9 protein-coding genes are annotated in these 14,452 nt (G+C 74.8%); 7 read left to right on the forward strand and 2 right to left on the reverse strand.

The genetic code is table 11. From position 1 onward, the window contains the following. The first annotated feature begins 315 nt into the window (after positions 1–315). From acnA to KGD84_RS11115, 5 genes are all read left to right on the forward strand, one after another. Positions 316–3,039 (forward strand): aconitate hydratase AcnA, encoded by a 2,724-nt coding sequence (gene acnA / locus KGD84_RS11095; protein WP_277615506.1) that lies wholly within the window; start codon positions 316–318, stop codon positions 3,037–3,039. 195 nt (positions 3,040–3,234) lie between these two features. After that, a complete protein-coding gene (locus KGD84_RS11100; protein ID WP_220560197.1) occupies positions 3,235–5,202 on the forward strand; it encodes a hypothetical protein in 1,968 nt (655 codons plus the stop codon). Next, on the forward strand, positions 5,192–6,586 hold the full coding sequence (locus KGD84_RS11105; RefSeq protein ID WP_255646448.1) for a hypothetical protein: 1,395 nt from the start codon (positions 5,192–5,194) through the stop codon (positions 6,584–6,586). The genes KGD84_RS11100 and KGD84_RS11105 overlap by 11 nt, the downstream gene beginning before the upstream one ends. A 270-nt stretch (positions 6,587–6,856) precedes the next feature. Next, positions 6,857–9,166 carry a serine/threonine protein kinase gene (locus KGD84_RS33550; protein WP_220560198.1) on the forward strand — a complete coding sequence of 770 codons (2,310 nt, stop codon included), beginning with the start codon at positions 6,857–6,859 and terminating at the stop codon, positions 9,164–9,166. Between the two features lie 44 nt (positions 9,167–9,210). Then, positions 9,211–11,253, forward strand: coding sequence for a serine/threonine-protein kinase (locus KGD84_RS11115; RefSeq protein WP_255646449.1), 2,043 nt, complete (start codon positions 9,211–9,213; stop codon positions 11,251–11,253). Positions 11,254–11,260: 7 nt separating this feature from the next. Here the strand turns inward: KGD84_RS11115 and KGD84_RS11120 are convergent, their stop codons facing one another. After that, positions 11,261–11,911, reverse strand: coding sequence for a TetR/AcrR family transcriptional regulator (locus KGD84_RS11120; RefSeq protein ID WP_220560199.1), 651 nt, complete (start codon positions 11,909–11,911; stop codon positions 11,261–11,263). A 143-nt stretch (positions 11,912–12,054) separates the two neighbouring features. Between KGD84_RS11120 and KGD84_RS11125 the strand changes: the two genes are divergently transcribed. Both KGD84_RS11125 and KGD84_RS11130 read left to right on the forward strand, forming a co-directional pair. Beyond that, positions 12,055–12,951, forward strand: coding sequence for an alpha/beta hydrolase (locus KGD84_RS11125; RefSeq protein ID WP_220560201.1), 897 nt, complete (start codon positions 12,055–12,057; stop codon positions 12,949–12,951). Continuing rightward, a complete protein-coding gene (locus KGD84_RS11130) occupies positions 12,948–13,835 on the forward strand; it encodes an alpha/beta hydrolase (RefSeq protein WP_220560204.1) in 888 nt (295 codons plus the stop codon). Before KGD84_RS11125 ends, KGD84_RS11130 begins: the two co-directional genes overlap by 4 nt. On the opposite strand, the gene KGD84_RS11135 is transcribed toward KGD84_RS11130, so the two are convergent. Continuing rightward, entirely contained in the window at positions 13,816–14,439 is a 624-nt protein-coding gene (locus KGD84_RS11135; protein WP_370634467.1) for an AAA family ATPase, read from the reverse strand. The genes KGD84_RS11130 and KGD84_RS11135 overlap by 20 nt on opposite strands. Between the last annotated feature and the right edge of the window lie 13 nt (positions 14,440–14,452).

The raw sequence follows: 14,452 nt of genomic DNA on the forward strand, positions 1-14,452 counted from the left end.
ATAAGTGGGATAGCTTGATGTCAAGATAAAAGAGGGTTCCCCCCGACCCGGGCCGGGCCCGGGAGTGTGACGTCGACCTCTCGGCGTCCCCGGCCCCGAGTATCACGGGCGTCCGCGCGCAGCGGACCGCCTGGCCTGTGGCGAGTGGTGTCGTCGCAGGTCATGGCCGCTTCCGAGAGGTCGGATACGGTCGGAGGGCATCCCCGCGGCCCTCCGTCCACCCGGCGACCGGTTAGGGCGGCCTCAGTGGGTCCCGCATCCACCCGATGGGGCAGGATGCCAGGGACAAAGTGGCGAGATCAGGAGGCAGACACCGTGTCCGCGAACAGCTTCGGCGCCCGTGACACGTTGCGCGTTGGCGACGAGTCGTACGAGATCTTCCGGTTGGACGCCGTGGAGGGCTCCAACCGACTTCCCTACAGCCTGAAGGTCCTCCTGGAGAACCTTCTGCGCACCGAGGACGGCGCGAACGTCACCGCCGACCACATCCGCGCCCTGGGCGGCTGGGACGCCAAGGCCCAGCCCAGCCAGGAGATCCAGTTCACCCCCGCCCGGGTGATCATGCAGGACTTCACCGGCGTCCCCTGCGTCGTCGACCTCGCCACCATGCGCGAGGCCGTCCGCGACATGGGCGGCGACCCGGACAAGATCAACCCGCTCGCCCCCGCCGAGCTGGTGATCGACCACTCCGTGATCGTCGACCTCTTCGGCCGCCCCGACGCCTTCGAGCGCAACGTCGAGATCGAGTACGAGCGCAACCAGGAGCGCTACAAGTTCCTGCGCTGGGGCCAGACCGCGTTCGACGAGTTCAAGGTCGTCCCGCCCGGCACCGGCATCGTGCACCAGGCCAACATCGAGCACCTGGCCCGCGTCACCATGAGCCGCAACGGCCAGGCCTACCCCGACACCTGCGTCGGCACCGACTCGCACACCACCATGCAGAACGGCCTGGGCATCCTGGGCTGGGGCGTCGGCGGCATCGAGGCCGAGGCCGCCATGCTCGGCCAGCCGATCTCCATGCTCATCCCGCGCGTGGTCGGCTTCAAGCTCACCGGCCAGCTCAAGCCGGGCACCACCGCCACCGACCTGGTGCTCACCATCACCGAGCTGCTGCGTCAGCACGGTGTGGTCGGCAAGTTCGTCGAGTTCTACGGCGAGGGCGTCACCTCCGTGCCGCTGGCCAACCGCGCCACCATCGGCAACATGAGCCCCGAGTTCGGCTCCACCGCCGCGATCTTCCCGATCGACGACGAGACCATCCGCTACATGCGCCTGACCGGCCGCTCCGAGCAGCAGGTCGCCCTGACCGAGGCCTACGCCAAGGCCAACGGCTTCTGGCACGACCCGGCCAACGAGCCCGAGTTCTCCGAGTACCTGGAGCTCGACCTGGGCGACGTCGTCCCGTCGATCGCCGGCCCCAAGCGCCCGCAGGACCGCATCGTCCTGGCCCAGGCCAAGCAGACCTGGCGCCACGACGTCCGCAACTACGTCGAGGACGGCGTCGACGAGGCCGTCGAGGAGTCCTTCCCGGCCTCCGACGCCCCCGCGCAGACCGCCAACGGCGCGCGCCCGCACAAGCCCGTCAAGGTCACCATGGCCGACGGCACCGAGACCGAGATCGACCACGGCGCCGTCGTGATCGCCGCGATCACCTCCTGCACCAACACCTCCAACCCCTCGGTCATGCTGGGCGCCGCCCTGCTGGCCAAGAAGGCGGTGGAGAAGGGCCTGTCCCGCAAGCCGTGGGTCAAGACCTCCATGGCCCCGGGCTCCAAGGTCGTCACCGACTACTACGAGCGCTCCGGCCTGACCCCGTACCTGGACAAGCTGGGCTTCAACCTGGTCGGCTACGGCTGCACCACCTGCATCGGCAACTCCGGCCCGCTGCCGGAGGAGATCTCCAAGGCCGTCCAGGACAACGACCTGGCCGTCACCGCGGTGCTGTCCGGCAACCGCAACTTCGAGGGCCGGATCAACCCGGACGTCAAGATGAACTACCTGGCCTCGCCGCCGCTGGTGGTCGCCTACGCCCTGGCCGGGTCCCTGGACGTGGACATCACCACCGAGCCCCTGGGCATCGGCAAGGACGGCGAGCCGGTCTACCTGGCCGACATCTGGCCGACCGCCGAGGAGATCCAGGAGGTCATGGACTCCGCGATCGCCGCCGACATGTACGAGGCCGCCTACGCGGACGTCTTCGCCGGCGACGAGCGCTGGCGCTCGCTGCCCACCCCGACCGGCAACACCTTCGAGTGGGAGGGCGAGTCGACCTACGTCCGCAAGCCCCCGTACTTCGAGGGCATGGCGCAGGAGCCGTCCCCGGTCACCGACATCACCGGCGCCCGCGTCCTGGCCAAGCTGGGCGACTCGGTCACCACCGACCACATCTCCCCGGCCGGCGCCATCAAGCCGGGCACCCCGGCGGCCGAGTACCTCAAGGCCCACGGTGTGGAGCGCCGCGACTTCAACTCCTACGGTTCCCGCCGCGGCAACCACGAGGTGATGATCCGCGGTACGTTCGCCAACATCCGCCTGCGCAACCAGATCGCGCCGGGCACCGAGGGCGGCTACACCCGCGACTTCACCCAGCCCGACGCCCCGGTGTCGTTCATCTACGACGCCGCGCAGAACTACGCGGCGCAGGGCACCCCGCTGGTCGTCCTGGGCGGCAAGGAGTACGGCTCCGGCTCGTCCCGCGACTGGGCCGCCAAGGGCACCAGCCTGCTGGGCGTGCGCGCCGTCATCACCGAGTCCTACGAGCGCATCCACCGCTCCAACCTCATCGGCATGGGCGTCCTGCCCCTGCAGTTCCCCGAGGGCCAGAGCGCCGACTCCCTCGGCCTGACCGGCGAGGAGACCTTCTCCATCACCGGCGTGACCGAGCTGAACGAGGGCCGCATCCCCGCGACGGTGAAGGTGAGCACCGACACCGGCGTCGAGTTCGACGCCGTGGTGCGCATCGACACCCCCGGTGAGGCGGACTACTACCGCAACGGCGGCATCCTGCAGTACGTGCTGCGCCAGCTGATCGCCGGGTAGCCATCCGGACTCCGCTGCCGCGCCCGACCGGCGCGGCGCGCGGTTCACGGGGCCTCCGCCGTCCGACCGACGGCGGAGGCCCCCTCCGTGTTCACGGGGAGTTCCCGGGGAGGGACCGCCCCGGGTGCGACGGCCGCCGAAGAAGCAGGTGGAACCGGGTCGAAGGCGCCCGCAGCGGGGTACTATGCTCTGCCCATGCCCAACCCTCACCGTGCCCGCGGCCCGCTCCGCGCCCTGCTCCTCACGGTGGCCCCGGCCCTGCTGCTCCTGACCGCCCCCGCCCCCGGCGGCGCCGACACGGTGGACGGCGCCGACACCCCGGCGGTCGCCCCCCAGGCGACCTACGCCGAACACTTCGCCGGACTGCTCGCCGCCGAGCCCGAGGGCTCCGCGGTCGTGGTGGACGGCGCGATCGGCGGCCCGGTCCCGCCCGAGGAGATGGAACGCGGGATCCACGAGGCCTTCGCGCCCCTCGGAGTGCCCTACCACGTCGTGGTCACACCCTTCCTGGGCGCCGGCAGCGACGCCGGGATGGACGGGATCATGCCCGCCGTGCACGACCGGCTCGGCACCGACGGCGTCTACGCCGTCCTCCCGGCCTCGGGCGGGGTCACCGAACTGCGCGTCTACGGGGCCGACCTGTCGGTGGACGGCGGCCGGGACGCCGTCTACGACGCCGAGCTCTACGACGTCCCCGCCCACGAGGTGGCCCGGGTCCTGGTCGCCGGGCTGACCGGCGCCGAGCCCCCGGCGGAGTACGCCGAGGCGGAGGCCGGAGCGGGGGAGGGCTTCCTCGCCGAGTTCCGCGACGACACCGACCCCACCCGTTTCAACGGCCCCGAGAACCTCGGCTTCCTGGTGGGCACGGTAGCCGGCGCCCTGCTGTGCTGCGCCGGGTGGGTCACCTGGCGCGCCGGCCGGCGCGGCCACCGGTTCCTGCCCGTCGCGGCCGTGCTGGCGGCGGCCTCGGCGACCGGCCTCCTCGTCGCCACCACCTACACCTACACGGTGAACGCCCCCGTGGGCGGGCACGAGGTCCCCGACCCCGAGGAGCTGGTCCGGCTGGAGCCGCCGTACGTGGTCTCCACCGGCCGGGTCGATCACATCGCCGCCGCCCTGGCGGAGGACCCGCTCTACGTCGACCCGATCATGCCGCTGAGCCGCGAGGGCCTGGAGGACGCCCCCGGCCTGCTCGCCGGCTCGCCCGTCCCCGTCTTCGCGGCGGTGGTCCCGCTGCACCACGAGGACGAGTCCGAGGGGGACCCCGACATCCTGGCCGCGGCGCTGGCCTCCGTCGCCCGCGAGGACGGCGTCTACATCGTCGTCGGCTCCGGCAACGGCGTCCCCGAGCTCGGGGCGGCCGCCCGCGGGCTGGAGATCGACGCCTACGAGCTGTGGTCCCCCCTGGCCTACGACGAGTCGCAGACCCCGGCCGCCGCCCTGGAAGCCGCGGTGGCCGCCGTGTCGGAGATGGAGTTCACCCCCGGCGACGGGTACCGGCCGATGTTCGCCGACGACGAGGTGAACCTGCCCGGGCCCCGCGCGGAACGCTACTGGTCGGGCGGGTTCTTCGGCGGCCTGCTGCTGGTGGGCCCCTTCGCGGCCGCCGCCGTGGTCGGCGCCTACTACCTCTCCGTCTTCCTGTTCCGGCTCTCCCGGGGGCGGGTCCGGGGCGTCCCCCTCAACGACCGCGTCCTGCGGCGCCTGGCCGTGGAGGAGACCGACCGGGTGCGGGCGCTGGTGGAGGGGGAGCCCGGCCGGATCCCCGCCGAGTTCATGCCCCAGGCCGAGGCCGCCCTCATGGTCATGGGCCGCGACCCGCAGGGGCTCGACCTGCTCGGGGCCGCGGTGCTGTCGCGCCGGGTGCTGGCGGCGGTGGCCGACCCCGGCGCGGACACCACGCCCTGCGCCGTCGATCCACTGCACCCCTTCGCCGCCGAAAGGGTTCAGTCCCGGCTCCTGGGCGGCCGGGCCCCCCTGTGCGAGGAGTGCGCGCGGCTCGGCGACGCCGCCCGGGCCGGGCACGTCCTGCGGCTGCGCACCGATGGCACGGTCCGCTCCTACCGGGCGAAACCGGAGGACCCGTGGATCCGTCATTCCTTCGGGGCGCACCTGCCCCGCCGCCTGGTCGACCTGCTGCTCGAGGAGAACCGTGTCCACTGACCCCCGCACCCCCGCACGCCGGCGGGCCCGCGTGACGGTCGCGGCCCTGGCCCTGCCCGCGGTCCTGTCCGCGGCCCTGGCCGGCGCACCGGCCCTGGCGGACACCGCGCCTCCGGCCGACACCGCGTCCCCGGCCGGAACCGCGCCTCCGGCCGACACCGCGTCCCCGACGGCGGGGGAGACCGCGGCGGAGGAGACCGCCAGCCCGGCCCAGGTGATCGCCGACGCCCTGGCCGAGTCGCCCGTCTACGTCGACTCCTCCTACGAGGGCGCCTACTCGGCCGAGGCCCGCGAGCGCGTCGTGACGGTGCTCGAACAGCACGACCTGGACCTGTACGTCATCGTCGTCCCGCTGGTCGAGGGCGACGAGTGGAGCGGGGAGGGCGAGGCGCTGGCCTCGGCCGTGCACGACCGGATGGGCGGCGGCGAGCGCCACTTCCTGGTCTACGACCGCCGCGGCGACCTGGAGGGCCACGACCTGGGCTCGGCCCCGGACGACTGGTCCCAGCCCGCCTTCTACGGCGCCCTGGCCGCGAGCTACAAGACCATGGACGGGCAGAAGACCCTGCCGACCCTCGTGGAGGCCGCGGTCGAGGCCGCCCTGTCCGACGACCCCGAGGCCGCCTACGAGACGGCGCAGCAGGCCTACTACGACCGGACGGGCCAGCCCCCGAGCGGGGCGCTCATGCCCGCGCGGTGGTGGAACCCCTGGGTCATCGGCGCGCTGGTGCTCGCCCTGCTGGCCGGGATCGGCGTCCCGCTGTACCGGCGCCTGGACCGGTCCCGCCCCGGCGGGCTGCTGCGCCGCCGCCCGGCGGCGCCGATCGCCCAGCACGCGGCGTTCGACAACGCCGACCGCGCCCAGCTGGAGTCGCTGGTCGAACGCGGCGAGCGCGACCTCATCGAACTGGGGGAGCGGCTCAGCGGGGACGCCGGGGTGGCCCCGCAGAACCTGTCCCGGGCCCTGGACGCCCGCGACGCCGCCGCCCGCGTCCACGACCGGATGGCCCGGGAGGGCGCCACACTGGCCGACGCGGTCGGCGTGCTCGTCCTGCTGGACCTGGCCGAGGACGCGCTGGCCGGACTGCGCACCCCGCGCCGCCCCTGCTACGCCAACCCGCTGCACGGCAACGACACCCGGCAGACCCAGTGGCGCGAGTTCGGCGGCCTGCGCACCATCCGCGTGCCGCTGTGCCCCGAGTGCGCCCGCGCCGTGCGCGACCGGCTGCGGCCCACCGTGCTGCCCGCCGAGCACGAGGGCCGCTCGGTCCCCTACTACGAGGTGCCCGCCGAGCACAGCGTGTGGGCGGCCACCGGCTACGGGACGCTCACCGACGACCTGGTCGAGCGGGTCCTGAGCGGCGGGCACCGGGCGGCCCGCTGACCGCCGCGGGGGCACGGACCGGGGGCGGGCCGGGCGGCCGCCGTTGCGACGGGGGAGGTGTTCCGTCGTAAGGTGGTCCTGGAGAAGCGGTCGATTCGGGCGGGGCGGAACCCCCCTCGCCCCTCGCCCCTCGGCCCCGGGCCGTCGCCGCACCGCGATGACCGCACGCGCGCGTCACCGATGCCCCTGCCCCGCGCATCACGCCGACGGCCCCGCCCCGTCACCCCGGCGCACCGCCGCCGACCCGTGAGACCCGTGAAAGGCAAGACCTTGGACGACCCCGCAGAGGCATCCGCCCCGCGTACCGTGGGCGGCTACCGCCTGGTGCGTTCGCTCGGACGCGGCGGTTTCGGTGAGGTGTTCCTCGGAGAGGCCGGGGACGGGAGCCGGGCCGCGGTGAAGGTGCTGCACGCCTCCTGGTCCGGTGACGCGGACATGCGCCGCCGGTTCGCGGCGGAGGTGGAGCAGGCGCGGCGGGTGAGCGGTTTCTGTATCGCGGCGATCCTGGACGCGGATCCGGAGGCGGAGCAGCCGTGGATCGCCACCGAGTTCATCGACGGCCCCACCCTCCAGAGGGCGGTCGCCGAGGAGGGGCCGCGCCGCGGGATGGAGCTGCAGCGGTTGGCGGTCAACACCGCCACGGCGCTGGCCGCGATCCACGCGGCGGGGGTGGTCCACCGCGACCTGAAGCCGGACAACATCATGCTGGCGGCGGACGGGCCGCGGGTGATCGACTTCGGCATCGCCCGCGCGGTCGAGACCACCTCGGTGACCGCCAGCGGGGTCGTGGGCACCATCGGGTACATGGCGCCCGAGCAGTTGGAGGGCGCCCGGCTCACCTCGGCCGTGGACGTGTTCTCCTGGGGCGCGGTCATGGTCTACGCCGCCACCGGGCGCGAGGCCTTCCAGGCGCCGACCCAGGCGTCGCGCATCGCCCGCATCCTCAGCGGCGGCCCCGACCTGGAGGACATCGCCGAACCCCTGCGGAGCGTGGTCGAGCGCTGCCTGGACAAGGACCCGGACCGGCGCCCGGACGCCTCCTCCCTGCTCAACCTGCTCATCGCGGGCCCCCAGGGCGGGGGCCCGGCCCCGGGCGTCGCCGTGCACCCGGCGCCGGTGCCCGTCTCCGGCGTGGATCCCACGCGGGTGGCCCCGGCGCATGGCGTCGACCCCACGCGGGTCGCTCCGGTCCACGGTGTGGATCCCACGCGGGTGGTCCCGTCCCACGGTGTGGATCCCACGCGGGTCGCTCCGGCGCACGGTGTGGATCCCACGCGGGTGGCCCCGCCCCATGGCGTGGATCCCACGCGGGTGGCCCCGCCGCACGGCGTCGACCCCACCCGCTCCTACACCGGCCTGGCCCCGGCCGGGCCCGCCGCGCCCGCGGCCGCCGGGACGGCCACCCCACCGCCGGGACCGGTGTCCGCCCCGCGGCCCGGCCCCGGGAACACCGGCGCCTCCGGGTACCACACCGGTGTCGGCGGAGTCCCCCCGTACCACTTCGCCGGCATCCGCTTCACCGACCCCGGTGCCCTGGCCGAGGCCATGCAGGGCAACTGGGCGGCGGCCGTCCGCGTGTTCGGCGACGCCACCGAGCGCGCCGCCCTGGGCGCCTGGCTCATGGACGACCTCGGCGACACCCTCGTCGACCGCTCCCTGTTCCGCCGCCACGCCGACGACGCCAACCTGGCCCTGGCCTCCTTCATCGCCCAGACCCGCCCCGACCTGCCGCCGGTCTTCCGCGGCCGCGGCGCCACCATGACCGACCTCGGCGGGCTGTTCTCCGACCCGCGACCCGTCATCACCGGGGCGCCGATGTCCAACGAGATGGCCCTGCTGGCCCGCCCCGAGGTGCTGCGGACCATGGGCCTGCACCACGCTCCCGACCCGGCGGCGCACCAGCGCCTGGCCGACTCCCTCGACGCCGCCGAGCACGCCGGGAACACCTTCCACCAGGAGCTGTCCGGCCGGCTCGCCGGGTGGCGGTCGGCGAGCCCCAACGTGAACCCGGCGCTCATCCTCACCTTCCTGCTGCACCCCGAGCTGATGGTCCCGCCCCACGACGGCGGCGACTCCGGGGTGGGGGAGTGGATCGACATCCTCTGGCGCCGGGTGGACGCCTCCCCCGGCCCGGCCGGGGTGGGGCACGCCGCGGCGATCTACGGCGCCGTCCCCACCCTCCAGGCGCTCTCCCGCCAGCGCCGCTACTGGGAGGAGCGCTACACCAAGGTCGCCACGGAGCACGAGTCGCTGCACGGCAAGGTCGTGCAGCAGCAGCGCTACTTCCAGATCCGCCGCTACTGCAACTACGCGCTCTTCGGATTCCCGATCGGGATCGTCATCGGCATGTCCGGCCAGGCCGAGTGGCTGGGCGACCTGCTGGTGACGCTGTCGGTCCTGGCCCTGGCCGCCTCGGTCGTGCTCTCGGTGGTCCTGCGCGTCGGCTACGGCGACGTGGTGCGCCGCGGGCAGCGGGTGATGGAGCTGAACAACGCCGCGGCCCAGCTACCCGAGCTGACCTCGGGCGTGGAGCGCATCCGCGCCGACCTGGTCCACGCGCGCCGCATCACCGGGGGCTGACCGGACGCCCCCGACCCCCCGACGGCAGACCAGGAAGGTACGGCGTGCACGAGACCTGGGAGACGGACGGTTCCACCGTGGGCGGCTACCGCCTGGTGCGTTCGCTCGGACGCGGCGGTTTCGGTGAGGTGTTCCTCGGAGAGGCCGGGGACGGGAGCCGGGCCGCGGTGAAGGTGCTGCACGCCTCCTGGGCGGGCGACGCCGAGATGCGCCGCCGGTTCGCGGCGGAGGTGGAGCAGGCGCGGCGGGTGAGCGGTTTCTGCATCGCGGCGATCCTGGACGCCGACCCCGGGGCGGAGCAGCCGTGGATCGCCACCGAGTTCATCGACGGCCCCACCCTCCAGCGCGCGGTCGCCCAGGACGGGCCGCGCCGCGGGGCGGAGCTGCAGCGGCTGGCGGTCAACACCGCCACGGCGCTGGCCGCGATCCACGCCGCCGGTGTGGTGCACCGGGACCTGAAGCCGGAGAACATCATGCTGGCGGCGGACGGGCCGCGGGTGATCGACTTCGGCATCGCCCGCGCGGTGGAGGCGACCTCGGTGACCGCCAGCGGCATCATCGGGACCGTCGGGTACATGGCCCCGGAGCAGTTGGAGGGCGCCCGCCTCACCTCGGCCGTGGACGTGTTCTCCTGGGGCGCGGTCATGGTCCATGCGGCGACGGGGCGCGAGGCGTTCCCCGGCCCCACCCGGGCCTCCCGCATCGCGCGGGTCCTGTCGGGCGAGCCCGACCTGGACGGCGTGCCCGAGGAGCTGCTCGGGACGGTGCGGACCTGCCTGGACAGGGACCCCCGCCGCCGCCCGGACGCGCGCACCCTGGTGGACCACCTCATCACCGGCGCGCCCCTGGTGGCGGTGCCCGAGCCCACGGTGGTCGACCCGGGGGAGGGGCCCCTGCCGCCCACCCTGGCCTACACCGCGGCGGCCCCGGCGCCCGCTCCGGTCCCGTACACCCCGCCGCCCCCGGGGGAGGCGCCGCCGTACCACTTCGCGGGCGTCCGGTACACCCGGCCCGGCGACCTGGCCGCCGCGATGCAGGAGCAGTGGGCGCAGGCGGCGGCGGTCTTCGAGGACCCGGACGCCAGGGCGGCCCTGGGCACCTGGATCACGGACGACCTGCGGGACACGACCGTGGACCGCGCGCTGTTCCGCACCCGGCGGACCGACGCCGACCTGGCCGTGGCGACCTTCGTGGCCCAGACCCGCCCGGACCTGCCCCCGCGCTTCCGCGGCCACGACGTCTCACCCGACACCCTGCGGTCCTTCTTCGCCGCCGCGCCGTCCGCCGCGCCCGCGGAGGCCGGCGGCCTGGCCCGTCCGGGGATACTGCGCCAGCTGTCGCTGCACCACGGCGAGGCGGCGCGCGGCTTGGCCGCGCCGGCCGCCGAACTGGAGGCGGCGGGGCGCGCCGCCGCCGCGTTCGGGGAGGAACTGGCCGAACAGCTCGACGGCTGGAAGGACGGGCGGCACGCGGCAGCGGACCCGGCCCTGCTGCTGGCGTTCGTGCTCGACCCCGGGCGCGTGCGCCGCCCGGCCGCGCCCCCGGGCACCGCGGCCGCGCAGTGGATCGACGCGCTGTGGAAGCGGGTGGACGCCTCCGAGGGGGCGGCGCGGGCCGGGTGCGCGGCCGTGGTCCACAGCGCGCTGCCCCTGATCGACGGGCTGGTCCGGCGGTGGGAGGAACCGGAGCGGCGCGGGGCGCAGCGGGAACAGGAGCTGCGCACCCTCCGGGGCGACCTGGCGTTCTACGACAAGACGGCCACCCGCCTGGTCTGGCTGGGCGGGACGGCGCTCGCCTGCCTGGTGCTCGCCTTCGTGGTGCTGCCGGGGATGACGGAGGGGAGCGGCTCCGGATGGGCCGGTTTCGTCGGGCTCTGCCTCATGGTCGGCCTGCTCTCCCCCCTGTTCGTGCTGTTCGCCCACATCCAGGCCCGCGTCCGCGTCGGGAACGGCGAGCGGCGCCGAAGGCTCCGGCAACGGCTGCGGGGGCTGGAGGAGGACCAGGCCGCCCTGGTGCGGGAACTGCACACCATGCGCGCCGACCTGGAGAAGGCCAGGGCGCTGGCCGCGGCCCCGCCCCGGCGGTGAGGGGCGCTCAGTCCTCGGCTTCCCAGGGGCGGGGGGCGTCCGGCGCGGCCAGGGCCGACAGGCGGGCGACGACGGCGGCGCGCGCCAGCCTGTAGGGACGCTCCAGGTCGTCCTCCAGCAGGGAGTCGGAGTTGGCGGTCTCCAGGAACGAGGCCAGCTCGAACACCAGCAGCTCCACGTCGGTGCCGGCGGACAGCTCGCCCAGCTGCACGGCGTCGGCGGCGCTGCGGGTGAGCAGGTCGCGCCACTCGCGGCGGGTCGCCACCAGGGCGTCGCGCACCCGGCCGGGACGCGACTCGAACTCGGCGTTGACGGTGTAGAAGAAGCAGCCGCCCGGGAACACCCGCCCCTGCGAGTAGACGGCCCAGTTCTCGAACAGGCGCCACAGGCGGGACAGCCCGGGCCGGACCTCCAGGGCTCCGTCCACCACGTGGTCGGCGAAGATGCGGCGACCGGCGCGGATCGCGGCCAGCTGGAGCTCCTCCTTGGAGCCGAAGTGGGCGAACACCCCGCTCTTGCTGACCTGGAGCTCCTTGGCCAGGCGGCCCAGGGAGAGCCCCTCCAGCCCCTCCACCGAGGCGATGTCCACCGCGCGGCGCAGCACGGCGCGCCGGGTCTGGTCGCCCCGCTGTACGCGGCCGTCGGTCCGGGTCGTCATGCGCACCTCCCGCACCACCCCCGCCGGGTGGCCCTCGTCCGAACGACAGGTCGGTCGTCAGGACACCATAGCCGCTACTTGACGCCGGACCTCTCGCAAACAAATAATACGATCGTTCGTATAGTTTGTGAAGAAGGAGACCCATGGGCGCGTTCGAACCGCTTCCCCTGCTCGGTGCCGCCGTCAACGCGCTGGCGCTGCCCGCCCCGCGCCTGGCCGGGGCGCTGTCCAGACGGCTGTGGGCCTCCCCGCCCCCGCCCCGGGCCGTCCCCGACCGGGACCGGGACCTGCACGAGGCGGCCGACACCGCGACGGTCCGCGTCGGCCGCTGGGACGTGGTCACCTACGCCTGGGGCGACACCGCCCGCCCGGTGCTGCTCGTCCACGGCTGGCGCTCGCGCGCCGCACGCTTCGCCCCCCTCGTCCGCCGCCTGGTCGACCTCGGCTACGGCCCGGTGTCCTGGGACGCCCCCGGCCACGGGGCGACCGGCGGACCGGTGGGCACCATCCTCGACGCGCTGCGGATCCAGCGCCTCCTCCAGGAGCGGTACGGCCGCTTCCACGCCGTCGTCGCCCACTCCATGGGAGCGCCCTTCGCCGTCCACGCCCTGCGCGAGGGCGTCGAGGCCGACCGGGCGGTCCTCCTCGCCGGGGTGTCGGACTTCGGCTTCCTCCTCACCGCGTTCACCGACGCCCTGGGCATGGGACCCCGCGCCCTGGCCGCCCTGCGCGCGGACGTGGAGCGCCACTACTTCGACGCCGACCCGACGGTGTGGGAGCGCTTCTCCACCACCCACCGGATCGCCACCCTGGAGCAGCCGTTCCTCCTGCTGCACGACGACACCGACGAGGTCGTGCCCTTCGCGCACTCCCTGCGCACCCTCGAACACCTCGGCGGGCGGGGGCGGATGATCGCCACCACCGGTTTGGGCCACAGCGGGGCCCTCTTCGAGCGGGAGCACCTGGACGCCATCACCTCCTTCGTCCAAGGCGCCGACCTGCCCGTGCCCGCCCCCGGGGACAGGACCGGCACCGCATGACCCCCGGCGAACCCGAGAAGGAGACCACCGTGACCACCGCCCCCCACCCGATCGACCTGGAGGTCCTGGCCGTCACCGCGCCGCGCGTGGCCGGCCGGCGGGCCCTGCGCCTGTGGACCGACCCGGGCGACACCTCCGCGGTCGACCGCGACCGCGACGTGCACGAACGCGCCCGCGTCGACCACCTCGGCCACCGGGGGTGGCGGGTCGCCGCCTACACGTGGGGCGAGGGCGCGCGCCCCGTCCTGCTGGTCCACGGCTGGGGATCGCGCGCCGCCCGCCTCGCCCCGCTGGTGCGCGCCCTCACCGCCCGCGGGCACACCGTCGTCTCCTGGGACGCCCCCGGGCACGGCGCCACCGGCGGCCCCGCCGGGACCGTCCTGGACGCGCTGGCCGTCGCACGCCTGCTCCAGGAGCGGCACGGCGACTTCGCGGCCGTGATCGGCCACTCCCTGGGCGCGCTGTTCGCCACCCACCTGGTGCGCGAGGGGATCCGGACCGACCGGCTGGCCCTGCTGTCGGCGATGGCCGACTTCGAGGGCACCGTCGACGGCTTCGTGGCCGCCCACGGCTGGGGCCCGCGGGTGAACCGGGCACTGCGCCGCGCCATCGAGGACGACCTCTTCGACGGGGACCGGGACCTGTGGAAGCGCTACGCCACCGTCCGCGACGCCGACGCCCTGGACGTGCCGGTGCTGCTGTTCCACGACGTCGACGACCCGCTGATCCCCCACGCCGAGTCCGTGCGGATCCTCGCCGCCATGGGGGCGGGGGCCCGGATGGTCGGCACGGTCGGCCTCGGGCACAACCGCATCCTGGCCGACCCCGACGTGCTGGAGCGGCTCACCGCGTTCGTCGCCCCGGTCAGGGCCGAGGTGTGGTGAGGTCCGTCCCCCGCGTGTTGCCGACGACGGCGCCGGCGTGCTCGCGGGGGCGCTCGGCCGCGTAGAACACCGCCTCCTGATCGGCCCAGACCCGCCGGAAGGGGGCGTACAGCCCGGCGTCCCCGCGCGCGTCCAGCCGTTGGGCGCGCACCGCGTCGGGCGCGTCCACCCACACCGACAGATCCACATGGGGGCGCACGACCCGCGCGCCGGAGCCGCACCCCTCCACCACCAGGACCCCGCCCGCCGCCACCGGACCCGGCAGCGAGTACTCCTCCCGGGAGAACCGGCCGCGCGCCCAGTCGTAGCGCCGCCAGCGCGCCGCGCTCCCGCGGGCCAGCGGCTCCAGCACCCACTCCACCAGCAGTTCCGGGGCTTGCGCGAGCCCGTGCCACCCCGGGTACAGGTCGTCCATCGGCAGCACGGCGACCGCGGTGCCCCGTGCCGCCAGCGCCGCGCGCAGCCGCTCCGCCACCGTGCTCTTGCCCGACCCGGAGCGCCCCTCCACGGTGACGACGCGCACGCGCCCGCGGTCCCCGGGGACGGCCGCGGCCAGCCGGTCGTCCCAGCCGGCCCGGTCGGTCTCCACATACAGAGCGGTCACGTTCGGACCCTAA

Origin of the sequence: Nocardiopsis changdeensis, assembly GCF_018316655.1 — a bacterium.
GTDB classification, from domain to species: Bacteria; Actinomycetota; Actinomycetes; order Streptosporangiales; family Streptosporangiaceae; genus Nocardiopsis; species Nocardiopsis changdeensis.

What these genes read in the sequence shown, in the direction of transcription:
- KGD84_RS11125 (WP_220560201.1), top strand. Translation starts at nt 12,055, where the DNA reads ATGGGCGCGTTCGAACCGCTTCCCCTGCTCGGTGCCGCCGTCAACGCG.
- KGD84_RS11130 (WP_220560204.1), top strand. Translation starts at nt 12,948, where the DNA reads ATGACCCCCGGCGAACCCGAGAAGGAGACCACCGTGACCACCGCCCCC.
- KGD84_RS11120 (WP_220560199.1), bottom strand. Translation starts at nt 11,911, where the DNA reads ATGACGACCCGGACCGACGGCCGCGTACAGCGGGGCGACCAGACCCGG.
- KGD84_RS11100 (WP_220560197.1), top strand. Translation starts at nt 3,235, where the DNA reads ATGCCCAACCCTCACCGTGCCCGCGGCCCGCTCCGCGCCCTGCTCCTC.